The following is a 21841-nucleotide window of genomic DNA, read 5'->3' on the forward strand; positions in this document are numbered from 1 at the left end:
GATGGGGATTCATGTCATCAAGATGCCGGATATCGGCGAAGGGATCGCCGAGGTCGAGCTGGTGGCCTGGCATGTGGAAGTCGGGCAGACGATCAAGGAAGACCAGCCGCTCGCCGACGTGATGACCGACAAGGCGGCGGTCGAGATTCCGTCGCCGGTGACGGGCAAGGTGATCGAGCTGGGCGGCCGGATCGGCGAGATGATGGCGGTGGGCAGCGAGCTGATTCGGCTGGAAGTCGAAGGCGACGGCAACCTGAAGGCCGCGGCACCGGTGCGGGAAACGAAGGTAGCAACCGCACCGGTCGAGGCGCCGGCGCCGTCGAAGCCGGCGGCCGACACATCGGCCGAGCCGCCTGTGCAGCCCGCCGCGCCTCGGGCACCGGCGAAGCCGCGTCGCGAGGAACCGGCCACGCCGCCGCGCGCCGCGCTCGCGCCGGGCGAACGGCCGCTCGCGTCGCCGGCCGTGCGCCAGCGCGCGTGGGACATGGGCATCGAGCTGCGCTACGTGCGCGGCACCGGTGAAGCGGGGCGCATCCTGCATGCCGATCTCGACGCGTATGCGCGTACCGGCGGCGCGGCGCACGGGTCGCAACCGCGCGGCTACGACGAACGCCACGACGAAACCGAAGTGCCGGTGATCGGCCTGCGGCGCGCGATCGCGCGCAAGATGCAGGAGGCGAAGCGCCGCATCCCGCACTTCAGCTACGTCGAGGAAATCGACGTGACCGAGCTCGAATCGTTGCGCACGGAACTGAACCGCCGCCACGGCGACACGCGCGGCAAGCTCACGCCGCTGCCGCTGCTGATCCGCGCGATGGTGATCGCGCTGCGCGACTTCCCGCAGATCAATGCGCGGTTCGACGACGAAGCGGGCGTCGTCACGCGCTACGGCGCGGTGCACATGGGCGTCGCGACGCAGACGGACGGCGGCCTCACGGTGCCCGTGCTGCGTCATGCGGAAGCGCGCGACGTGTGGTCCATCTCGGCGGAAATCGCACGGCTTGCCGATGCGGTGCGGGCGAACCGCGCGCAGCGCGACGAGTTGAGCGGCTCGACGATCACGATCTCGAGCCTCGGCGCGCTGGGCGGCATCGTGTCGACGCCGGTGATCAATCATCCGGAGGTCGGCATCGTCGGCGTGAACCGGATCGTCGAGCGGCCGATGATCCGCGACGGCGCGGTCGTCGCGCGCAAGATGATGAACCTGTCGTCGTCGTTCGACCATCGCGTCGTCGACGGCGCGGACGCGGCCGAATTCATCCAGGCCGTGCGCGCTGTGCTCGAACGCCCGGCACTGCTGTTCGTGGAGTGAGCCGATGAAGAACGAACACACCACACTGCTCGTCATCGGCGGCGGCCCGGGCGGTTACGTCGCCGCGATCCGCGCCGGCCAGCTCGGCATTCCGACCGTGCTCGTCGAACGCGACCGGCTCGGCGGCACCTGCCTGAACATCGGCTGCATTCCGTCGAAGGCGCTGATCCACGTGGCCGACGCGTTCGAGCAGGCGTGCGGTCATGCCGGTGAAGCGGCGCTCGGCATCCGCGTGCGCACGCCGGAGATCGACATCGCGAAAAGCGTCGCGTGGAAGGACGGCATCGTCGACCGGCTGACGCGCGGCGTCGGCGCGCTGCTCAAGAAGAACGGCGTGCGCGTGCTGCACGGCGAAGCGCGCGTGATCGACGGCAAGACCGTCGAGGTCGTCAGCGGCGGCCACACGGTGCGGATCGGTTGCGAGCACCTGTTGCTCGCGACCGGGTCGGAGCCGGTCGAACTGCCGTCGATGCCGTTCGGCGGGCACGTCGTGTCGTCCACCGACGCGCTGTCGCCCGCGACGCTGCCGAAGCGGCTGGTCGTCGTCGGAGCCGGCTATATCGGGCTCGAACTCGGGATCGTCTATCGCAAGCTCGGCGTCGACGTCAGCGTCGTCGAGGCGGCCGAGCGCGTGCTGCCTGCGTACGATGCCGAACTCGTGCGGCCGGTGGCCGATTCGCTCGCGCGCCTCGGCGTGCGGCTGTGGCTCGGCCACACCGTGCTCGGGCTGGACGAGCACGGCGCGGTGCGCGTGCGGGCGGCTGACGGCGCCGAGCAGACGCTGCCGGCCGATCGCGTGCTGGTTGCCGTCGGCCGCAGGCCGCGCGTCGACGGCTTCGGGCTCGAGACGCTGATGCTCGATCGCAATGGCCGCGCGCTGCGGATCGACGACGCCTGCCGGACGTCGATGCGCAACGTGTGGGCGATCGGCGACGTCGCGGGCGAGCCGATGCTCGCGCATCGCGCGATGGCGCAAGGCGAGATGGTGGCCGAGCTGATCGCCGGCCGGCGTCGCCAGTTCACGCCCGCGGCGATTCCAGCCGTGTGCTTCACCGATCCCGAAATCGTGACGGCCGGCTGGTCGCCGGACGATGCACATGCGGCCGGCGTCGATTGCCTGAGCGCGTCGTTTCCGTTCGCCGCGAACGGGCGGGCGATGACGTTGCAGGCGACCGACGGATTCGTGCGCGTCGTCGCGCGGCGCGACAATCATCTGATCGTCGGCTGGCAGGCGGTCGGGCGCGGGGTGTCGGAGCTGGCCGCGGCGTTCTCGCAGTCGCTGGAGATGGGCGCGCGGCTGGAAGACATCGGCGGCACGATCCACGCGCATCCGACGCTCGGCGAAGCGCTTCAGGAGGCGGCGTTGCGGGCGCTCGGACACGCGCTGCATGTCTGACGTGCGGGCTTGACGGAGCGCTGCCGGTGCGTCGCGCACGCATCGGCGGCGCTTGCGGCGTCTGACGTATTTCATGTTGTTCATTCGGTATCCGCTCGTGCCGGTCCCGAAACCGATCCGATCGGGTTTGCCCGTGCTCGCGCGCCGGGTCGGGAACGCGAGTCAGGCGCAGCGCCGGGGCCGGGTCGCATTCGATCGCCCGGAACGGCGCCTGACAGGCCCGTAATTTTTCGAGACGAGGGGAGGGTTGCCGCCGCCACGTCGGCCGACGATCATGTCGATAGCCGGAAACCGGGCTGCCTCGGCCCGCCAACGCAGGCTTCACACGGAACAACCGGACATGAAACTGCTGCTCGTCGGCGCGACCGGACTCGTCGGGCGCCACGTCCTCGAAGTTGCGCTCGCCGACGCGCGGGTCGATCAGGTGATCGTCCTCGCGCGCCGGCCGTTGTCGCCGCATCCGAAGATGCGCGCGCTGGAAGTCTATTTCGACCATCTGCCCGACACGGCGGACTGGTGGCACGCGGATGCCGTGATCTGCACGCTCGGCACGACGATGCGGGCCGCCGGTTCGCAGGCGGCCTTCCGGCGCGTCGATCACGACTATCCGCTCGCGGTCGCGCGGTTCGCGCATCGGCACGGGACGCCGACCTACGTGCTGAATTCCGCGCTCGGCGCCGATGCCGGGTCGCGCATCTTTTACAACCGCGTGAAGGGCGAAGTCGAGCAGGCGCTCGCCGGCGTCGGCTTCGATTCGCTCACGTACGTGCGACCGGGCCTGATCGGCGGCAGCCGCGACGAGTTCCGGTTCGGCGAGCGGCTGTTCGTGTTCGCGCTGAGCGCCGTCGCGCCGGTGCTGCCGGCGAAGTGGCGCGTGAATCCCGCGCCGCGGATTGCGCGCGCGTTGCTCGACGCGGCGATCGACGCACGGCCGGGCGTGCAGGTCGTCGCGTCCGACCGGCTCGTCTGATGCGGTGCGGGCGGTGCGCTCGCCGGGTTATTCGTCCGTGCTTCCCCTGCAGTGACGGCTGCGCCCGATCGCCCCCCTCGGGTTGACCCAACTTTCATTTTTCCTACATCCGGCTCGCGGCAAAACTGCGCGGGTGTGCCGCGATTGCTCGGACGATTTCGAAAACCGATCGATACCGGGTAATCACCGATATCTCCCAAGTTGTATATACAACATCATCCGCTGGCAATGTCGGCACACGTCGTGCCGGTTGCGCGCCAGCGTGCAGACCGTGCGTGCGTGGCGCATGCCGGCGATCCACGGCGCCCCGCATCCGCAGCGCCGAAAGGGCGGCTCGCAGTTTCCTGTCCCGTTCAAACCATGTGTGGTCCTGAGTATTTTGGAGATTGACCCGTGTCAACGAATTCCAGTGGAAAAGCCGGCGGACTGATCGAGGTACGCTCGATCGACTTCATTCCCGACGCCGAGCGCCACGGCGGCCTGCTGAGCCAGTTCACGCTGTGGCTGTCGGCCAACATGCAGATCACGGCCATCGTCACGGGCGCGCTCGCGGTCGTGCTCGGCGGCGACGTATTCTGGTCGCTGGTCGCGCTGCTGCTCGGCCAGTTCGTCGGCGGCGCGGTGATGGCGCTGCACGGCGCGCAGGGGCCGCAGCTCGGGCTGCCGCAGATGATCTCGAGCCGCGTGCAGTTCGGCGTGTATGGCGCGATGATCCCGATCGTGCTGGTGTGCCTGATGTACATCGGCTTTTCCGCGAGCGGCTCGGTGCTGGCCGGGCAGGCCGTCGCGCAACTGCTGCACGTCGACGACGCGGCCGGCATCCTGCTGTTCGCGGCCGTGATCGTCGTGCTGACCGTGTTCGGCTATCGCGCGATCCACTTCGTCGGCCGGATCGCGAGCGTGGTCGGCATCGTCGCGTTCGTCTACATGTTCGCGCAACTGTTCGCGAACCACGACATCGGCGCGCTGCTCGCGAACCGGCATTTTTCGCTGGCGAGCTTCCTGCTCGCGATGTCGCTGTCCGCGTCGTGGCAGATCGCATTCGGCCCGTACGTCGCCGACTATTCGCGCTACCTGCCGCGCTCGACGTCGTCGGTCGCGACGTTTCTCGCGGTCGGCCTCGGCTCGGTGATCGGCGCGCAGGCGGCGATGGTGTTCGGCGTATTCGCGGCCGCGCTGGCCGGCAGCCAGTTCGCGCACCATGAAGTGTCGTACATCGTCGGCCTGGGCTCGACGGGCGCCGTGGCCGCGCTGCTGTATTTCAGCATCGCGTTCGGCAAGGTGACGGTGACGGCGCTCAACGCGTACGGCAGCTTCATGTCGATGGCGACGATCGTCAGCGGTTTTCGCGGCAAGGGCGCGGTATCGTCGAAGAGCCGTCTCGTGTACATCTTCGGGATGATCTGCGTGTCGACGTTGATCGCGCTCGCGGGCCGTCATTCGTTCCTGAAGGAATTCACCGCGTTCATCCTGTTCCTGCTCGCGTTCTTCACGCCGTGGAGCGCGATCAACCTGGTCGATTACTACTGCTTCACGCGTTCGCGCTACGACGTGCCGGCGTTGTCCGATCCCGATGGTCGCTACGGCCGCTGGAACGTGATGGCGATCACGATCTACGTGGTCGGCATCCTGGTGCAACTGCCGTTCATGTCGACGCACATCTACACGGGGCCGCTCGTCGATGCGCTCGGCGGCACCGACATCTCGTGGATCCTCGGCCTCGTCGTGCCGGCCGTGCTGTATTACGTCGGCGCGCGCGCGTCGCGACGCAGTATTCCCGAGCGCCTGATCCTGCCGCTCGAACGCGGCGAAGTTCACCACTGACCATACGTCTCGCGCATCGGGCCGGCACGCCACCGGCCTGAGCGCCGAGCCGGGCGCAGCCTGCGTCCGGCTCTGTCAATCATTTCCCTATCCCGCGATACCGGTGCGGCATTCACGCCGTGCCCGGTGTCGTTTCAATCTCGACCTATCGAATAGTATGACTAAGCATATTGAAACGCGCGGCATCGATTGCCGGGTGCGGCCGGTGCACGCCGGTTTTCGTCTCACGGTGGCGCTTGCCTGCGTCGCCGGTTCGGGCACTGCGTCCGCGCAGGACGGCGTCACGCTGTACGGCGTGATCGACGAATTCGCGCAGGTCGTGAACACGGGCAACGGCTATACGGCCGCGATCAACTCGGGCGGCCAGTGGGGCAGCCGGTTCGGATTGAAGGGCGGCGAGGATATCGGCGGCGGCCAGAAGATCGAGTTCGCACTGGAAAACGGCTTCAATCCGAATGACGGCTCGCTCGCGAGTACCGGCAGCCTGTTCAACCGGCAGGCGTGGGTCGGCATCGCGGGGCAGTGGGGCAAGGTGCGCGCGGGCCGGCAGAATTCGCCGCTATTCAACGATCAGGGCGGGCAGGATGCGTTCGGCGGGGTTACGCAGGCATCCGGCATGGACAACCTGACCGTGTTCGCGTTCCGCACGAGCAACACGCTGTCGTACCAGAGCCCGGAGATCGCCGGTTTCCAGGGCGGACTGTACTTCGGATTCGGCGATGCGGGCGGCGTGCGCTCGGCCGGCTCCAGCCAGCAGTTCGACCTGACCTACGAACACGGTCCGTTCGGCGCATTCGTCGCGGGCCAGTGGTTGAAGAACGCCGTGGCGACCACGACGGATCGCACGATCATGGCAGGTGCATCATATGCGATCGGCAAGGCCACCGTGTATGGCGGCTTTTCCGCGGTGAAGTGGGCCGACCTTGGAATCGATTCGCGTGTGTACGGGCTGTCGGTCAAGTACCAGTTCAACCCGGCCAGCTATGTCGCGCTCGGTTACGCGTACCTGCACGACCAGTCGTCGCAAGGCAACCACGCAGATCAACTCGGGCTGATGTACGAATACGACCTGTCGAAGCGCACGAGCATCTACGGCGCGCTGTCGTACCTGCGCAACCGCAACCAGGCCGGCTACACGCTCGCTGGCGCGGCGAACCCCGGCCTGCCGCTCGCGTATCCGGGCGCGAATGCGCGCGGCGTGCAACTCGGCATCGTGCATCGCTTCTGATGCATGCGCACGGAGCGACGCACCGGGCCGTATGCGCCCGGCGTTTTCTCCGAGCGCATGCGCGCCGTCATTTCCCCAACCGCTCCGCCAGCGAATAGCGCTGCATGCAGCGCTCCATCGCGTCGAGAAACGCCAGCTCGGCCGCGTTCATCTTGCGGTCGCGATGCCACAGCAGGAATACGTCGACATCGACGAGCCCGTCGTCGGGCGGCAGCCGCCACAGCCGTTGCTGCGCGATGTCGTCGCGCACGATGTGCTCGGGCAGGCAGCCGATCCCATAGCCCGCGAAGATCAGCCGCCGCACCTCCTCGAGGCTCGGCGACGACGCGACGATGCGTCCCGTGAAGCCCTTCTGGTCGCGAAACACGGTGAGCGGCGACAGGCTGTCGCCGATCTGGTCGCTCGTGAACGACACGAAATTCTCCGCGAGCAGGTCGTCCATCCGCAACTGCGTCTGCCCGAACAGCCGGTGATGGCGGCCGCAGTAGATCGCATAGCGCTGGCGCAGGAAGCAGCGCATCTCCAGCTTGTCGTGCGGCGTGCGGCACAGGCCGAGCCCGGCCGTGGCCGTTTTCTGCAGCAGCGACGACAGGATGTCGGACGAGCGCATCACTTCGATCTGCAGATCGATACGCGGATATGCGCGGTGGAAATCCGCGAGGAATTCGTCGTAGACGGGCGATTCGATGCGGCTCACCGTCAGCAGCCGGATCGAGCCGGTCAGGTCGGCCGTGCTGTCGTCGATTTCGGTTTCGAGGCGCGAGATGCCGCCGTAGATGTCGCTTGCGATCCGGTACACGGCTTCGCCGGCCGGCGTCGGCGCGAAGTGCGCACCGCGCCGCTCGATCAGCCGGCGCTCGAGCGTCTCTTCGAGCCGCCGAAGCGCCTGGCTCACGGCCGGCTGCGTGACGTGCAGGCGGGCGGCCGCGCGGCTCACGCTGCGCTCCTGCATGATCACCAGGTAGGTGCGCAGCAGATTCCAGTCGAGGCGGTCGTTCAGGAACGGGGCGAGGTCGGGGCGCATCGGGTGTCCGGGCAGCAGCGGTCAGGCATTAGTTGAATTTATATCGTGAATAATAACTTGAAATTTGACTAATGATTTGCGGCCACCGATAAAGGAGGGGCGCCGCAGCGTGCGGCGCGAGGCCGCGACAGACGGCCGCCGTCACGATATTGCGTGCTGCCCCGCCGCGGCGCGCGTCAGGAGCCCGCATGACCCAGTCCCTTCCTTCCGCCCGCCAGCCGGCACGCGCCGCGACGGCCGCGTTCATCGGCACGATGATCGAGTGGTACGACTTCTACATCTACGCGACCGCCGCCGCGCTCGTGTTCGGCGAACTCTATTTCCCGTCGCACGACCCGTTCGTCAGCACGATGGCGTCGTTCGCGACGTTCGCGGTCGGCTTCTTCGCGCGTCCGCTCGGCGGCGTGATCTTCGGCCATCTCGGCGACCGTATCGGCCGCAAAAAGGCGCTGATGACGACGTTGATGATGATGGGCGTCGCGACCGTGTGCGTCGGGCTGTTGCCCGCTTATTCGAAGGTCGGCATCCTCGCGCCGGTGCTGCTCGTCGCGCTGCGCATCGTGCAGGGGATCGCGGTCGGCGGCGAATGGGGCGGCGCAGTGCTGATGGCGGGCGAGCATGCGCCGCAGGGGCGCCGCACGTTTTTCGCATCGTTCGCGCAACTCGGCAGCCCGGCCGGGCTGATCCTGTCGCTGATCGCGTTCCGCGCGGTCACGTCGATGGACAAGGCCGACTTCCTCGCGTGGGGCTGGCGCCTGCCGTTTCTCGCGAGTTCGGTGCTGCTCGTGGTCGGCATCCTGATCCGGCTCGGCGTGAACGAGTCGCCGGAATTCGCGCGGGTGAAGGATGCCAACCGCACGGTGAAGCTGCCGGTCGCGGAAGTGTTCCGTTCGGCGTCGGGGCTCGTGCTGCTCTGTATCGGCGCGAACACGATCGGCATCGCGGGCGTCTATTTCACGAACACGTTCATGATCGCGTACACGACGCAGTACGTCGGCGTGTCGCGCTCGCTGATCCTCGACAGCCTGTTCGCGGTCGCGATCATCCAGTTTTTCGCGCAGCCGCTCGCCGCCTGGATCGCCGAACGTATCGGCGGCGCGCGCTTCCTCAAGCTCGCGGCGCTGCTCGCGATGCTGTCGCCGTATCCGATGTTCATGCTCGTGCAGGGCGGCACGTCCGCGTCGCTGATCGCCGGCATCGCGCTCGCCGTGGTGTGCATGGCCGGCTTCTATTCGGTGATCGCGGGCTTCGTCAGCGACGTGTTTCCCGCGCACGTGCGCTATTCGGCGATCTCGCTCGCCTACCAGATTTGCGGCGCGATCGCGGGCGGCCTGACGCCGCTCGTCGGCACGTGGCTCGCGCATCGCTTCACGGGCCAGTGGTGGCCGCTCGCGGTGTTCTACACGTGTCTCGCCGGTATTTCGCTGCTCTGCATCGTCGCGCTCGATGCGCGCCGCGCCGCGCGGCCGGCGGCCACCGAAGCGCTCGGCTCGCACTGACCTTCAACGAACGAATCGATCCGGAATGCATATGAAAGACCTGCTGGAAATCGACGGCGCCCGCCTGTGGCAGAGCCTGACCGACATGGCGCGCGTGGGCGCGACCCCGCGCGGCGGCGTGCGGCGCCTCGCGCTGACCGATGAAGACCGGCGCGGGCGCGACCTGTTCGCGCAATGGTGCCGCGACGCGGGAATGACGGTGAGCGTCGATGCGGTCGGCAACCTGTTCGCGCGGCGCGACGGCGCCGATGCGCAGGCAGCGCCTGTGCTGATCGGCAGCCATCTCGACACGCAGCCCGAAGGCGGCCGCTTCGACGGCGTCTATGGCGTGCTCGCCGCGCTCGAACTCGTGCGCACGCTGAACGACGCGGGCATCGCGACCGACAAACCGCTCGAGATCGTGTCCTGGACCAACGAGGAGGGCGCACGCTTCGCGCCGGCGATGCTCGGCTCGGCCGTGTTCACGGGCGCGTTGCCGCTCGCCGACGCGCTCGCGAAGCAGGACGCCGACGGCGTCACGCTCGGCGCGGCGCTCGACGCGTGCGGCTACCGCGGCACGCGAGCAATGGGCGGCCCGGTCGATGCGTATTTCGAGGCGCATATCGAACAGGGGCCCGTGCTCGAGGCGAACGGCACGACGATCGGCATCGTCACGGGCGGCCAGGCGATCCGCTGGCTCGACGTGACGGTGACGGGCGTGGCCGCGCACGCGGGCACGACGCCGATGCCGTATCGCAAGGACGCGTATTTCGCGAGTGCGCAGATCGCGCTCGAACTCGAACGAATCGTCGCCGGTTATGCGCCCCGCGGGCTCGCGACGATCGGGCAGGTCGGCATTCGTAACGCGTCGCGCAACACGATTGCCGGCGACCTGACCTTCACGGTCGACCTGCGTCATCACGACGATGCCGAAGTCGATGCAATGGAGCGCGACCTGCGCGACGCCTGCGCACGCATCGCCGTCGCGCGCGGCGTGCAGGTGGCGGTCGAGACCTGCTGGCGCAGCCCGGCGACGCCGTTCGACCGCGATTGCGTCGGGCTGGTCGCGCAGGCGGCCGCCGTGTTCGGCTATACGCACGAGCGGATCGTGAGCGGCGCCGGCCACGATGCGATCCTGCTCGCGCGCCGTTTCCCGACCGCGATGGTGTTCATTCCGTGCGTCGACGGCCTGTCGCACAACGAAGCCGAGGATGCATTGCCCGACGACGTGACGCGCGGCACGAACGTGCTGCTCCATGCGGTGCTGGCGCGCGCGGGCATCGCGGCGCGCGTCGACGCGGCGGCTGTCGCGCACGGCGCCTGATCCGGCGAATCGACGAGGACCATCATGAAAACCTATTTCCATCCCGAACAACTGCTGCACCATCCGCGCAGCTACCTGTCGCGCGGCCAGATGCGCGAACCGCAGGAAGTGCCCGAACGCGCGGCGCGGCTCGTCGCGGCCGTCCGGTCGCTCGACTTCGACGTGCGCGAGCCGGCCGATCGCGGCACCGCGCCGATCGCGGCCGTGCACGACATGAACTACCTGCGCTTTCTCGAGGACGCGCACCGCGACTGGAAGCAGATGCCTGACGACTGGGGTGACGAAGTGATGTCGAACGTGTTCGTGCGCGACCCGAACCCGCTGCGCGGCGTGCTCGCGAAGGCCGCGCGCTACCTCGCCGACGGCAGTTGCCCGGTGGGCGCGAACACGTGGCGCGCGGCGTACTGGTCCGCGCAGGGTGCGCTGGCGGCCGCGGCCGACGTCAACGACGGCGCACGCGAGGCGTACGCGCTGTGCCGGCCGCCCGGCCATCACGCGCGGCGCGATGCGGCCGGCGGCTTCTGCTACCTGAACAATGCGGCGATCGCCGCGCAGGCGCTGCTCGGTCGCCATCGCCGCGTCGCGGTGCTTGATACCGACATGCATCACGGGCAGGGCGTGCAGGAGATCTTCTATGGCCGCGACGACGTGCTGTACGTGTCGATTCACGGTGACCCCACCAACTTCTATCCGGTCGTCGCGGGCTACGAGGAAGAGACGGGCGCGGGCGCCGGCGACGGCTTCAACCTCAACTTGCCGATGCCGCACGGCGCGCCGGAGTCGGCATTCTTCGAGCGGCTCGACGACGCGTTGCGTGCACTCGCGCGGTTCCAGCCCGATGCGCTGGTGCTTGCGCTCGGTTTCGACATCTACAAGGACGATCCGCAATCGCAGGTTGCGGTCACGACCGACGGGTTCGGACGGCTCGGCGGCGCGATCGGCGCGCTCGGGTTGCCGACGGTGATCGTGCAGGAGGGCGGTTATCACCTCGCGAGTCTCGAGGCGAACGCGCGCGCGTTTTTCGGCGGGTTTGCCGCCGGGCGCTGACCGAGCCGTCGGAACCGGGCCGCACGCCGGAAATAACAACGGCCGCATGGCGCGGCCGTAAAAAAGCGAGCGGAAGGTTCCCGGCAGTCCGGACGTGCTCGTCCTTACGAGTTCGCGGCGGCCGGCGCGCGGCGGCGCTGCGTGACCTGCAGCATCACGAGTGCGAGCCCGGCGGCGGCGATCAGTGCGCCGACGAGCGGCACCGCCGCGTAGCCGAACCCGGCCGAGATCGCCGCACCACCGGCGGCGGCGCCCACCGCGTTGCCGAGGTTGAACGCGCCGATGTTCACGGCCGACGCGAGGCCCGGCGCTTCGTGGGCCGCGCGCATCACGCGCATCTGCAGCGGCGGCACGACCGCGAACGTCGCGATCCCCCAGACCAGCAGCGTGACGCCGGCGCCCGCATGGGTGGTGGCGAGCAGCGGGAACGCGGCCATCGTCGCGATCAGCAGCAACAGGAAGCCGATCAGCGTGCCGTCGAGCGAGCGGTCGGCGAGGCGCCCGCCCGCGATGTTGCCGATCGAGAAGCCGACGCCGATCAGCACCAGCATCGCGGTCACGAAGCCGGGCGTCGCGCCCGTCAGATGTTCGAGCGTCGGCGCGACGTACGTATAGAGCGTGAACATCGCACCGGCGCCGAGCACTGTCGTCCCGAGCGCGCCGAGCACGACCGGGCGCGTCAGCACGGAGAGCTCGGCGCGCAGGTCGGGCATCTTGCCGGCTTCGCCCTTCGGCAGCGCGGCGAACAGGCCGGCGATCGCGATCAGGCCCAGGCCCGCGGTCGCCGCGAACGACATGCGCCAGCCGATGATCTGGCCGAGCCAGGTTGCGGCCGGCACGCCGCCGACGTTCGCGATCGTCAGCCCCATGAACATCGTCGCGACCGCGCTGGCCTGCTTTTCGCGCGGCACGAGGCTCGCCGCGACCACCGAGCCGAGCCCGAAGAACGCGCCGTGATTGAGGCTCGTCACGAGGCGGGCGAGCAGCAGCGTCGTGTAGTCCGGCGCGACGGCCGACAGCAGGTTGCCGATGGTGAAGATCGACATCAGCGCGATCAGCGCGGAGCGGCGCGACCAGCGCGCGAGCAGCAGCGTCATCAGCGGCGCGCCGACCATCACGCCGATCGCATACGCGCTGATCAGCATGCCGGCTTGCGGAATCGACACGTGCACGCCATCGGCGATCACGGGCAGCAGGCCCATCGGCGAGAACTCGGTCGTGCCGATGCCGAACGCGCCGGCGGCGAGCGCGAGCAGCGGCAGCGCGGCGCTGCCGCCGGGGCGGGACGGAGAGGAAGTCGTGGTGGTCACGTGGTGGACTCCTGTAAGCGGGGGACGACGGCACGAGGCCGTTGAGGACAGCGTGAAGTGTGCCTGCGTTACTTTTGCGGAAAAAGCCGTATGCGGACGAAATTATCTTGATTTCATGTCAACAATGCAGCCCGCGGGCGACGCGGGTGTGCGTGACCTATGAGCCCGTGTTTTGGCGGGATAGACGAACGCCAAGGATTTTTAGAAAGCTTTTCGTAATGAATGGGCGCGCAACTTCCGGACAGGGAGCTGCGACGCCGTGACGGTTCCCGGCTCATGCGGAGGTATCTTGTGAGACGCTCGGGAAGTCGGCCGACGAGCATGAGATGACGCGCGGCTGCCTGGCCGGACGCGTTGCCCTGCGACAGGCGATTCTGCCGTCGCCGGCCGGGCGCAATGTCCGGAAAACCTTTCGCCGCAAGGCGCGACAGTAAAAAAGCCCCGACCACAGGGGGTCCATGGCCGGGGCGGAAACGCATCCTCTCTTTGGCACGAGGGTTGGATGCGCGCGCAGTATATTTCGGGCCAGGACGATTCGAATCGGCGTTAAACGACCGTTTTTGGTGTCAATTTGAAAATAGCGGTATCGCGGCGTCGGACGTCGGCGTTTTGAAAGATTTTTTCGATGACACGACGGTGTCGCTTCGTGTGCAAAGACATCGAAAGCGACGCGATCGCGGAAGTGAATTCCGCACGTCGGTCTGCGCGGCAAGTCGCATCGCCCGACCGCGCGCCGATGCGTCCAGCGTGCGTTCAGCCCGGTTCGCCGGCCGCATCGCGGACCGCCGCGAGAAACCGCGCGACGACGGGCGACGGCGTCGTCGCCGCGCCGTCGAACACGAACTCGATGTCGAAGCGGCTCGCGAGTTCGTCGAGCGCGACGAGCCGAACCGTGCTCGGGCAGGTCGGCGATGCGCTTTCCGGCACGAACGCGCAGCCCATCCCCACCGCGACGAGGCCGATCAGCGTCGGGATATCGCTGCCGACCTGCGCGATGCGCGGCGTGAAACCGGCCTGCTGGCACTGCGTCATCAGGAACCGGTGGTGCGCGGCGGAACGTTGCGCATCGAACCAGACGAACGGCTCGTTCGCGACGTCGGCCAGCGTGCGCGGCGCGACGAAGCGGCCGCCCGACGGTGCGGGCATCGCGAGCACGAAGCGGTCGCTCAGCAGCCGCACGCCCGTCAGGTGCGGCGCTTCCTCGCGACGCCACGCCATGATTCCGGCGTCGAGCTGGCCGCGCATCAGCGCGCTGGCCTGCTCGGCGGACAGCATCGGCGCGATCGACAGTTTCACGTCCGGGCACGCATCGCGAAATGTTTTGAGGACGTTCGCGACGACCGGCAACGGCAGGCAGTTCGGCAGCGCGCCAAGCCGCAGTTCGCCGAGCTGGCCGGCCGCGCTGCGCAGCGCGCGCTCACGGCTGTCCTGCAGCATCGCGAGCAGGCCGGCGGCATCGTGCAGAAAGCTCGTGCCGGCCGCGGTGAGCGTGACGCCCGTCGCGCGACGGATCAGCAGCGGCGTGCCGATCGCGTCCTCCAGCTCGCGGATCTGCCGCGACAGCGCGGGCTGCACGATGCCGGCCGCGCGGGCGCCGGCCATCACGCTGCCGGCCTCGGCGACGGCGACGAAGTAGCGAAGGTGACGCAATTCGATCTGGCGCATGCGGTGTCCGGTTCGATGGATGGATATGCCTGTAAAGCATAGCAAACGCCATTCGATGGTATTGGAAGGCATGGCCGGCCTGCCGTACGATGACCGTCATCGCCGCGCTCGCTTCCTCCGGAGTCGCGTGTGTTTCCTCCGTCCCCACTGCGTCCCGCCCCATGCCGCTTCATATCCCGACCCCTTATATCCGCTCACCCATCGCGTCCCGCCGGCTCGGCAGGACCGTGCGGCTGAAGCTCGATGCGCTGCAGCCATCGGGCTCGTTCAAGCTGCGCGGCATCGGCGCCGTCTGCGAGGCACGCCATGCGGCCGGGGCGCGGCGGTTCGTGTCGTCGTCGGGCGGCAACGCGGGCATCGCGGTCGCGTATTGCGGCCGCGAACTCGGCGTGCCGGTGCGCGTCGTCGTGCCGGAAAGCGCATCGGCCCGGGCGCGCGAGCTGATCCGCATCGAAGGCGCGGACCTCGTCGTGCACGGCGCGAGCTGGGCCGAGGCAAATGCGTTCGCGCAATCGACGCTCGACGAGCACGACGCGTTCGTGCATCCGTTCGACGATCGCGTGCTGTGGCAGGGCCACGCGACGATGATCGACGAGATGGCGGCGGCCGGTCCGAAGCCCGACGCGGTCGTGCTCGCGGTCGGCGGCGGCGGTTTGCTGTGCGGCGTGCTGGAAGGGTTGGCGCGCAACGGCTGGCACGACGTGCCGGTCGTCGCGGCCGAGACGGAAGGCGCCGACTGCTATGCGCGCTCGGTCGCGCAGGGGCGTCCGGTCGAACTGGCGGCCATCGCGAGCATCGCGACGTCGCTCGGCGCGAAGCGGCCATGTGACGCGGCGGTCGAGTGGGCGACGCGCCACGCGATCCATCCGGTCGTCGTGTCCGATGCCGACGCGGTGGCTGCGTCGCTGCGGTTTGTCGATGAACACCGGATCGTCGTCGAGCCCGCGTGCGGCGCTGCCTTGGCCGCGCTGGAGCGCCCGGTGCCGGTGCTCGCATCGGCGTCGGACCTTGCGGTGATCGTCTGCGGCGGCGTGACCACGACCGCCGAGCATCTGCAGACGCTGCGTGCGACGTTGCGGTAGGTGAGGGCGCCGCCAAGCCGCGCGGCGCGAGACGAGGCGCCTGCGATTTTCGTCCCGGTGGCGACCGCGGGTTGGGGCACGTAGCTAACCGCGACGCGTCGACGTTGCCTTTTCGTCGATCCCGTGCGGCCATGCGCGGCCGGCGCCGAGCCGGATGAACGGGAAGGGTCTCGGAGAATGATGCGGAAGGTATGCGTACCGCCGCGCTACGCCGCATGGGGGCGCGCGCGACGATACCGGAGCGCGGTCAGTTCGCGGCGGGTGCGCTCGCGCCGGACGGCGTGGACGATGCAACCGGGTTGGCTGTAGCCGGCGCAGGCGATGCGCTCGACGGCGCCGAGGCCGATGCGGGCGTCGATGCTGCAGACGAGGGCGCGGGCGATGACGGCGTGGCGGTGGCCGGCGCCGGAGCCGAAGCAGACGCGGGTGCGGAAGCCGGAGCGGCCGTCGAACCGGAGGTCGATGAAGGTGCCGGTGCGGTTACCGGACCGGAAACCGGCTTAGGCGCCAAAGCGGGCGCAGCAGCCGAAGCGGGAGCAGGCGCCGAGCCGCCAGCCGAAGCCGGCGCAGGTGCAGACGCAGGGGCCGCCCCCGAAACCGCCCCCGCCCCGGACGCCGCCGTCGGCGCGGCAGCCCGCATCGCGGCCGGCGCCGCCACGGCCGATGCCGCGGCCGGCACGGCATTCGCGCCCGATCCAGGCGCGACCCCCGGCGCCGAAAGCGGCACCGGCGCCGCGGGCGGCGTCGGCACGACCGGCGTCGTCATCTTCAGCGGTTCGCCCTGCGGCGTCGGCGCGGGCTCGGGCAGCGGCGCGACGGGCTCCTTCTCGGCGGCCTTCACGGTTGCGCGGTCGCGGCGCGCCGGGTCGATCTTCAGGAAATGGTCGACGAGCGTGAAGAAGCGCTCATAGAACACGCCGGCGGGAATCGTCTCGCTCGCGGTCTTGACGAGCGCGTCGTCGCTCGACCCGATCGGCAGCGACAGCGAGCCGAACACGCTCAAGCCGACGCTGGCCGACGTATTCGACTTCTTCAGCGTATAGCGGTCCTGCACCGCGTTCACGTACGCGATGCTCGACGAGCCGTCCGCATTCGCGTCCGCGCACACGACGTGAAACTCGATCACGACGTGCATGTCGTTGCTCGGCTGGAAATTCTTGCTGCCGTCGACCGCGTCGTTGCGCGACGACGACACCACGTAGCCCTGGCTCAGCAGCGCGCGCCGCGCGGCCTCGCAGGCCGCGTCGGATTTCGAGTGGAACGTGTGCGCATACGGGCTGGTGGTCGCGTCGAACTGTTCCTGCTGGTAGATCGGCTTGGGCGGCGACGAGCATGCCGCCAGCACGGTCGCGACCGCGAGCGCGCACGAAACGGAAAACAGGCGAAATCGGTTGTGCATGGCGTCTTTCAGAAGGCTCGGCGAGAGGCGGCGCAACGGGAGTGCCCGGATTGATGCGCGCGCACATCTCGTATGGCCGGGGCGACATTATAGTTTCGTTTGATGTCGCGCTCGCTTCAGTCGGCCGGCGCGCCGCGCGCCGCGGCCAGCAATTGGGCCGTCAGCGGATGATGTTCGCCGCGTCGGGAGCGGATCGCGTGGATCTCCTCGGTCACGTCGCCCGCGCGCCCGAGCCGCCTGAGCCCGCGCAGCAGCGACGCATCGTTCGCGCCGAGTTCGCTCAGTGGAAACACGCCGAGGCCGCGCGCCGCGAACACGGCCATCAGCGCGCTGTCCTCGAATTCGCCGGCCACGCGCGGCACGATCCGCTCGCTTTCCAGCCATCGGTCGAGATGGGCGCGCAATGCCGAATGCGCGGTCGGCAGCAGCACCGGCAGCTCGGCCAGACATTGCGGAAAGCGCTGGCGCGCGGCCGGCGTGACGAGTGCCGCGGGCCCGTACCAGTCGACCGGCGACGCGACGAGCCGCTCGCTCGTCACGCGCAGGTTCGACCCGGACGGCGCGCCGTGGCCGGCCAGCACGAGATCCAGATGATGCAGCGCGAGTTCCGCGAGCAGCGCGTCGTGCTCGCCCTCGTGGCACAGCAGCCGCAGCGTGGGCGTGTCGAGCACGGGGGCCAGGATCGCGTGCGCGGCGAGCTTGGAGATGCCGTCCGCGAGGCCGACCGCGAGCCGCACGGTCGGCTGGCTGGCCGCCGCGCGCACGTCGTCGGGAATCTGCCGGCCCATCTCGAAGATGACTTCCGCGCGTGCAAAGGCGGCCTGCCCGGCATCGGTCATCGCGACGCCGCGCCCGGCGGGGCGCAGTAGCTGGTGCCCGAGCGATTTCTCCAGTTCGCGCACCTGCGCGCTGATCGTCTGCACGGCCATGTCGAGCCGCTCGGCCGCACGCGCGAAGCCGCCTTCCTTCACCACGACCCAGAAATAGTACAGATGTCGGAAATTGAGCATCGAAGCGCGATATATCGGAAAAACCGAACCTAAAGTCAGATTCTCTCTGATTTTTACGAAGTTCGGGGCGTCATATCATCAGGCTTTCCACTTTCGTATCGGCCCCGCCCATGGACTACCTGCTGACGCTTGCCACCGACCCCGCCGTCTGGGCCGCGCTCCTGACGCTCGTCGTGATGGAAGTCGTGCTCGGCATCGACAACCTGATCTTCATCTCGATCCTCAGCAACAAGCTGCCCGAAGCGCAGCGCGCCCGCACGCAGCGCCTCGGCATCGCGCTCGCGCTGGTGATGCGCCTCGCGCTGCTCGGCAGCGTCGCGTGGATCGCGAGCCTGACCGAACCCGTGTTCACGCTGTTCGACCATGCGTTCTCGTGGCGCGACATGATCCTGCTGTCGGGCGGCCTGTTCCTCGTGTGGAAGGCGACCACCGAGATCCATCACCACGTGTCGCACGACGGCGACGGCGCGGGCGGGGCCGCCGGCGCGGCCGGCCTGACGGTATGGGCCGCGATCGGCCAGATCGTGATGCTCGACATCGTGTTCTCGATCGACAGCATCGTGACCGCGATCGGCATGACCGAGCACGTTCCGATCATGTTCGTCGCCGTGATCGTCGCCGTCAGCGTGATGCTGTTCGCCGCGCAGCCGCTCGCACGCTTCATCGACCGCAACCCGACGATCGTGATGCTCGCGCTGTCGTTCCTGGTCGTGATCGGCATGACGCTGATCGCCGAAGGGTTCGGTTCGCACGTGCCGAAGGGGTACATCTATGCGGCGATGGCGTTCTCGGCGTTCGTCGAGGGCATGAACATGCTGGCGCGGCGGGCCAAGGCGAAGCGGGCGGGGCAGGTGGCGCGCGACTAAGCGGGCGCGCGTGATGCCGGCCGCTGTGGCAGCCGGCTCGCGCACCTCATATGGAATCCGGATGAAATTCGCACGGAAAGGAGAAACGCGATGAAATGCCCTGTCTGCAAGACGCCCGACCTGCTGATGGCCGAGCGCCAGTCGATCGAGATCGATTACTGTCCGACCTGCCGCGGCGTGTGGCTCGATCGCGGCGAACTCGACAAGCTGCTCGCCCGCGAAACCGGTGACGCGCCGGCGCGACGCGACACGGCGCCAGTGCAGCACGATGCGCACGCGCCGCGCGGCCGCGACGACGGCTGGGGGCGCGACGCGCGCTCGCACGACGGGCGTGACCGGCACGACGGCCGGCGTCGCAAGAAGTCGGTGTTCGATCTGTTCGATTTCGATTGAATCTGCCGTCCGCGCGCTTGAGCGCGCGCGGCCCGATGCAAAAAAGCCCCGCCCGGCATCGCGCCGGAGCGGGGCTTTTTCATGCGCGTCGCGTCAGGACACGCGTCGACGCTCACGCATTGCCGGCCGTCACGTCGATGCGGCGCGGGCGTGTTTCCTCGCGGCGCGGGATCGTCAGCGTCAGCACGCCGTCGCGCAGGTTCGCGTCGATCCGCGACGTGTCGAGGTCGGCGCTCAGCACGAACGACCGTGCATAGCGCGTCGAACGGATTTCCGCATGCCGCACGCGCAGGTCGGCCGCCGTGTCGAACTGCGTCGCGGCTTCGATCGTCAGCGTGTTGTCGTGCACCTTCACGTCGAGATTCTCGCGCGGCACGCCGGGCAGGTCGGCGCGCAGCGTGACGCCGCGTTGATCCTCGACGATGTCGACGGACGGGGTGATCGCGGGTCGGCGCGCGGCTTCCGCGGCGGCCGGATGAACGGGGGTGGTTTGGCGTTCGGCCAGGGTCGGGTTCGTGTTCATGTCGGTATCCTGAAGGTTACTGAATGGTGATCGCACGCGGCTTCGAGGCCTCGCGCCGGCCGACGCGAATCAGCAGGCAGCCGTTTTCGTAGCGGGCGCTGACCTGGTCGGGGTCCGCGTCGCGCGGCAGTTCGACCACGCGGCGGAACGCGCCGTGAAAGCGCTCCTGTGCATAGGTGCGCACGTCGTCGCCTTCGGTGCGCGGCGCCGGTTTGCGCTCGCCGCTGATCGTCAGCAGATCCTTGTCGATCGATACGTCGAAGTCGGCCGCGGCCATGCCGGGTGCGAACGCGACGATCTCGATCGCGTCGTCGGTCGCGCCGACGTTGAGGGCGGGAAACGTGCCGGCGCGCCCCGCACGGATGCCCGACGGGCGTTCGCCGAGCAGGCTCGCCATCTGCCGCTGCACGCGGGCGAATTCGTCGAACAGATCGTTGCCGAAATGGATACCGCTCATGTTGGTCCTCCTGAACAGGGAACGCGGGAGACGTGACCGCGCGTCGCCTGCGGCGGGCGCGACGGGTGGCTCCACTGGGTCGATACGGGGGCGGTGCGTGGCATGCGGCACTGCCCGACGACGCTTAATTAGTGGCCGTCGCCACGCATTTCAAGAGGGAAGGTGCAATCCGCGTCGACGCCTGCGCGCGGGATTCGATGCGACAATCGCCGCGGCATATCCGCAGACCAACCACACGGGACAACCATGGACATTCGACGTATCGCGATCGTCGGCGCCGGCGTGATCGGCGCAAGCTGGGCCGCTTTCTACCTGACGCAGGGCTTCGACGTCGTCGCGACCGACCCGGCGCCGCAGGCCGATGCACGGCTGCGCGACGCGCTCGCCGCATTCCTCGGCGAGCGGGCCGCCGAGCTTTGCGCGCGGCTGTCGTTCGACGCCGATCTCGTGCGTGCGCTCGACGGCGTCGATTTCGTGCAGGAGAACGGCCCCGAGCGACTCGACCTGAAGCGTGCGCTCTATCGCCAGATGGACGACGTGCTGCCCGCGCACGTGCCGATCGCGTCCAGCTCGTCGGGCCTGAAGATGTCGGAGATCCAGACGGCCTGCGCGAAGCATCCGGAACGCTGCCTGATCGCGCATCCGTTCAATCCGCCGCACCTGATCCCGCTCGTCGAGCTGGTCGGGGGCGACGCGACCAGCCCGGACGTGATCGCGCGCGTGAAGCAGTTCTACGATGCGCTCGGCAAGCAGACGATCGTGCTGAACAAGGAGATGACCGGCCACGTCGCGAACCGGCTCGCGGCCGCGCTGTTCCGCGAGGTGTATCACCTGGTCGGCGAAGGCGTCGTGAGCGTCGCCGATGCGGACAAGGCGGTCGCGTGGGGGCCGGGCCTGCGCTGGGGGCTGATGGGGCAGTGCCTGACCTATCACCTCGGCGGCGGCGCGGGCGGGATCGCGCACTTTCTCGAACACCTGTCGGGGCCGATCACGAGCTGGTGGGACGACCTCGGCACGCCGTCGTTCGATCCGGAAGTCGATCGCAAGCTGACCGACGAGCTGCGCGCGATCCAGGGCGAGCGCTCGATGCAGGAACTGGCAGCGGAGCGCGATCGGCTGCTCGTCGAACTGATCGACGCGCGACGCCGCAGCTTCCTGCCCTGATCGTGATCCTGATCCGGTCGCGCGCCGCGGCGCCACCGGTCATTGCTGCGACGTCGCCTGGCTGGCGGGCGGCACGTGGGCCAGCCATGCCGGGCTCGCGGCCTGCACGAGTTCGCGGTTGCGCGCACGCGTCGCGGCGTTCGGCGGATAGTTGCCGTCGTTGGTCGGCAGTTCGCCGTCGAGATAGGCCTGCTTGAGCTGGTCGATAACTTCCGCGCGCGTCAGGCCCTGCGCGGGGGCCGACGCGTCGGTCTGGGCAAAGGCGGGGGACAGCAGCGCGGCTGCGGCGGTCGCGACGGCGAATCGCAGGACGTTTTTCATGGCGGGCTCCGATCAAGGGGACGGGGTACCGGACGCGCGCGGCGATGC

At 68.7% G+C, this 21841-nt stretch carries 20 protein-coding genes; 12 read left to right on the top strand and 8 right to left on the bottom strand.

Going from position 1 to position 21841, the window contains the following annotated elements; all coding sequences use genetic code 11:
• Position 1 precedes the first annotated feature (1 nt).
• From AP428_RS03490 to AP428_RS03510, 5 genes are all read left to right on the top strand, one after another.
• Positions 2 to 1312 (top strand): dihydrolipoamide acetyltransferase family protein, encoded by a 1311-nt coding sequence (locus AP428_RS03490; protein WP_011545041.1) that lies wholly within the window; start codon positions 2 to 4, stop codon positions 1310 to 1312.
• 4 nt (positions 1313 to 1316) lie between these two features.
• The gene (gene lpdA, locus AP428_RS03495; RefSeq protein ID WP_011545042.1) at positions 1317 to 2708 is read left to right on the top strand and encodes a dihydrolipoyl dehydrogenase; all 1392 of its coding nucleotides are present in this window, start codon (positions 1317 to 1319) and stop codon (positions 2706 to 2708) included.
• A 340-nt stretch (positions 2709 to 3048) separates the two neighbouring features.
• A complete protein-coding gene (locus tag AP428_RS03500; RefSeq protein WP_054927572.1) occupies positions 3049 to 3678 on the top strand; it encodes an NAD-dependent epimerase/dehydratase family protein in 630 nt (209 codons plus the stop codon).
• Positions 3679 to 4071: 393 nt separating this feature from the next.
• The gene (locus AP428_RS03505) at positions 4072 to 5502 is read left to right on the top strand and encodes a cytosine permease (RefSeq protein WP_054927573.1); all 1431 of its coding nucleotides are present in this window, start codon (positions 4072 to 4074) and stop codon (positions 5500 to 5502) included.
• Positions 5503 to 5659: 157 nt separating this feature from the next.
• Entirely contained in the window at positions 5660 to 6730 is a 1071-nt protein-coding gene (locus tag AP428_RS03510) for a porin (protein ID WP_054927574.1), read from the top strand.
• Between the two features lie 67 nt (positions 6731 to 6797).
• Here AP428_RS03510 and AP428_RS03515 read toward each other — a convergent pair whose 3' ends face one another.
• Complete coding sequence (locus AP428_RS03515) at positions 6798 to 7754, bottom strand: LysR family transcriptional regulator (protein ID WP_006476381.1); 957 nt, start codon at positions 7752 to 7754, stop codon at positions 6798 to 6800.
• 188 nt (positions 7755 to 7942) lie between these two features.
• Between AP428_RS03515 and AP428_RS03520 the strand changes: the two genes are divergently transcribed.
• Genes AP428_RS03520 through AP428_RS03530 form a run of 3 tightly spaced genes read left to right on the top strand, consistent with a single transcriptional unit; the run spans position 7943 to position 11603 of the window.
• Positions 7943 to 9253 (top strand): MFS transporter, encoded by a 1311-nt coding sequence (locus AP428_RS03520; RefSeq protein WP_054927575.1) that lies wholly within the window; start codon positions 7943 to 7945, stop codon positions 9251 to 9253.
• Positions 9254 to 9284: 31 nt separating this feature from the next.
• Complete coding sequence (locus AP428_RS03525; RefSeq protein ID WP_054927576.1) at positions 9285 to 10556, top strand: Zn-dependent hydrolase; 1272 nt, start codon at positions 9285 to 9287, stop codon at positions 10554 to 10556.
• Between the two features lie 24 nt (positions 10557 to 10580).
• Positions 10581 to 11603 (top strand): histone deacetylase family protein, encoded by a 1023-nt coding sequence (locus tag AP428_RS03530; RefSeq protein ID WP_027807532.1) that lies wholly within the window; start codon positions 10581 to 10583, stop codon positions 11601 to 11603.
• A 104-nt stretch (positions 11604 to 11707) separates the two neighbouring features.
• On the opposite strand, the gene AP428_RS03535 is transcribed toward AP428_RS03530, so the two are convergent.
• A complete protein-coding gene (locus AP428_RS03535; RefSeq protein ID WP_023477717.1) occupies positions 11708 to 12913 on the bottom strand; it encodes an MFS transporter in 1206 nt (401 codons plus the stop codon).
• Positions 12914 to 13666: 753 nt separating this feature from the next.
• Positions 13667 to 14578, bottom strand: coding sequence for a LysR family transcriptional regulator (locus AP428_RS03540; protein WP_041489181.1), 912 nt, complete (start codon positions 14576 to 14578; stop codon positions 13667 to 13669).
• A 161-nt stretch (positions 14579 to 14739) separates the two neighbouring features.
• Here AP428_RS03540 and AP428_RS03545 point away from each other — a divergent pair, with 161 nt between their 5' ends.
• A complete protein-coding gene (locus AP428_RS03545) occupies positions 14740 to 15660 on the top strand; it encodes a pyridoxal-phosphate dependent enzyme (protein WP_041489182.1) in 921 nt (306 codons plus the stop codon).
• Positions 15661 to 15907: 247 nt separating this feature from the next.
• Here the strand turns inward: AP428_RS03545 and AP428_RS03550 are convergent, their stop codons facing one another.
• Complete coding sequence (locus AP428_RS03550; RefSeq protein WP_011545054.1) at positions 15908 to 17059, bottom strand: DUF2242 domain-containing protein; 1152 nt, start codon at positions 17057 to 17059, stop codon at positions 15908 to 15910.
• A 116-nt stretch (positions 17060 to 17175) separates the two neighbouring features.
• On the bottom strand, positions 17176 to 18069 hold the full coding sequence (locus tag AP428_RS03555) for a LysR family transcriptional regulator (RefSeq protein WP_011545055.1): 894 nt from the start codon (positions 18067 to 18069) through the stop codon (positions 17176 to 17178).
• 110 nt (positions 18070 to 18179) lie between these two features.
• Here AP428_RS03555 and AP428_RS03560 point away from each other — a divergent pair, with 110 nt between their 5' ends.
• Positions 18180 to 18935, top strand: coding sequence for a TerC family protein (locus AP428_RS03560; protein WP_011545056.1), 756 nt, complete (start codon positions 18180 to 18182; stop codon positions 18933 to 18935).
• Between the two features lie 90 nt (positions 18936 to 19025).
• Positions 19026 to 19328: a zf-TFIIB domain-containing protein gene (locus AP428_RS03565; RefSeq protein WP_011545057.1), complete on the top strand. Its 303-nt coding sequence runs from the start codon at positions 19026 to 19028 to the stop codon at positions 19326 to 19328.
• A 112-nt stretch (positions 19329 to 19440) separates the two neighbouring features.
• Here AP428_RS03565 and AP428_RS03570 read toward each other — a convergent pair whose 3' ends face one another.
• Together AP428_RS03570 and AP428_RS03575 are read right to left on the bottom strand one after the other, a co-directional pair.
• Entirely contained in the window at positions 19441 to 19851 is a 411-nt protein-coding gene (locus AP428_RS03570) for an Hsp20/alpha crystallin family protein (RefSeq protein WP_054927577.1), read from the bottom strand.
• 16 nt (positions 19852 to 19867) lie between these two features.
• Positions 19868 to 20308 carry an Hsp20/alpha crystallin family protein gene (locus AP428_RS03575; protein WP_054927578.1) on the bottom strand — a complete coding sequence of 147 codons (441 nt, stop codon included), beginning with the start codon at positions 20306 to 20308 and terminating at the stop codon, positions 19868 to 19870.
• A gap of 246 nt (positions 20309 to 20554) precedes the next feature.
• Between AP428_RS03575 and AP428_RS03580 the strand changes: the two genes are divergently transcribed.
• Positions 20555 to 21472 (top strand): 3-hydroxyacyl-CoA dehydrogenase NAD-binding domain-containing protein, encoded by a 918-nt coding sequence (locus AP428_RS03580; protein WP_027811861.1) that lies wholly within the window; start codon positions 20555 to 20557, stop codon positions 21470 to 21472.
• A gap of 39 nt (positions 21473 to 21511) precedes the next feature.
• Here the strand turns inward: AP428_RS03580 and AP428_RS03585 are convergent, their stop codons facing one another.
• Positions 21512 to 21793: a DUF4148 domain-containing protein gene (locus AP428_RS03585; protein WP_006476367.1), complete on the bottom strand. Its 282-nt coding sequence runs from the start codon at positions 21791 to 21793 to the stop codon at positions 21512 to 21514.
• Positions 21794 to 21841: the final 48 nt, after the last annotated feature.

It is taken from the genome of Burkholderia sp. E168m22 (genome assembly GCF_001319805.1).
GTDB lineage: Bacteria > Pseudomonadota > Gammaproteobacteria > Burkholderiales > Burkholderiaceae > Burkholderia > Burkholderia orbicola.

What these genes read in the sequence shown, in the direction of transcription:
- AP428_RS03550 (WP_011545054.1), bottom strand. Translation starts at nt 17,059, where the DNA reads ATGCACAACCGATTTCGCCTGTTTTCCGTTTCGTGCGCGCTCGCGGTC.
- AP428_RS03530 (WP_027807532.1), top strand. Translation starts at nt 10,581, where the DNA reads ATGAAAACCTATTTCCATCCCGAACAACTGCTGCACCATCCGCGCAGC.
- AP428_RS03585 (WP_006476367.1), bottom strand. Translation starts at nt 21,793, where the DNA reads ATGAAAAACGTCCTGCGATTCGCCGTCGCGACCGCCGCAGCCGCGCTG.
- AP428_RS03525 (WP_054927576.1), top strand. Translation starts at nt 9,285, where the DNA reads ATGAAAGACCTGCTGGAAATCGACGGCGCCCGCCTGTGGCAGAGCCTG.
- AP428_RS03560 (WP_011545056.1), top strand. Translation starts at nt 18,180, where the DNA reads ATGGACTACCTGCTGACGCTTGCCACCGACCCCGCCGTCTGGGCCGCG.
- AP428_RS03555 (WP_011545055.1), bottom strand. Translation starts at nt 18,069, where the DNA reads ATGCTCAATTTCCGACATCTGTACTATTTCTGGGTCGTGGTGAAGGAA.
- AP428_RS03575 (WP_054927578.1), bottom strand. Translation starts at nt 20,308, where the DNA reads ATGAGCGGTATCCATTTCGGCAACGATCTGTTCGACGAATTCGCCCGC.
- AP428_RS03500 (WP_054927572.1), top strand. Translation starts at nt 3,049, where the DNA reads ATGAAACTGCTGCTCGTCGGCGCGACCGGACTCGTCGGGCGCCACGTC.
- AP428_RS03520 (WP_054927575.1), top strand. Translation starts at nt 7,943, where the DNA reads ATGACCCAGTCCCTTCCTTCCGCCCGCCAGCCGGCACGCGCCGCGACG.
- AP428_RS03570 (WP_054927577.1), bottom strand. Translation starts at nt 19,851, where the DNA reads ATGAACACGAACCCGACCCTGGCCGAACGCCAAACCACCCCCGTTCAT.
- AP428_RS03510 (WP_054927574.1), top strand. Translation starts at nt 5,660, where the DNA reads ATGACTAAGCATATTGAAACGCGCGGCATCGATTGCCGGGTGCGGCCG.
- lpdA (WP_011545042.1), top strand. Translation starts at nt 1,317, where the DNA reads ATGAAGAACGAACACACCACACTGCTCGTCATCGGCGGCGGCCCGGGC.
- AP428_RS03545 (WP_041489182.1), top strand. Translation starts at nt 14,740, where the DNA reads ATGCCGCTTCATATCCCGACCCCTTATATCCGCTCACCCATCGCGTCC.
- AP428_RS03490 (WP_011545041.1), top strand. Translation starts at nt 2, where the DNA reads ATGGGGATTCATGTCATCAAGATGCCGGATATCGGCGAAGGGATCGCC.
- AP428_RS03515 (WP_006476381.1), bottom strand. Translation starts at nt 7,754, where the DNA reads ATGCGCCCCGACCTCGCCCCGTTCCTGAACGACCGCCTCGACTGGAAT.
- AP428_RS03540 (WP_041489181.1), bottom strand. Translation starts at nt 14,578, where the DNA reads ATGCGCCAGATCGAATTGCGTCACCTTCGCTACTTCGTCGCCGTCGCC.
- AP428_RS03580 (WP_027811861.1), top strand. Translation starts at nt 20,555, where the DNA reads ATGGACATTCGACGTATCGCGATCGTCGGCGCCGGCGTGATCGGCGCA.
- AP428_RS03565 (WP_011545057.1), top strand. Translation starts at nt 19,026, where the DNA reads ATGAAATGCCCTGTCTGCAAGACGCCCGACCTGCTGATGGCCGAGCGC.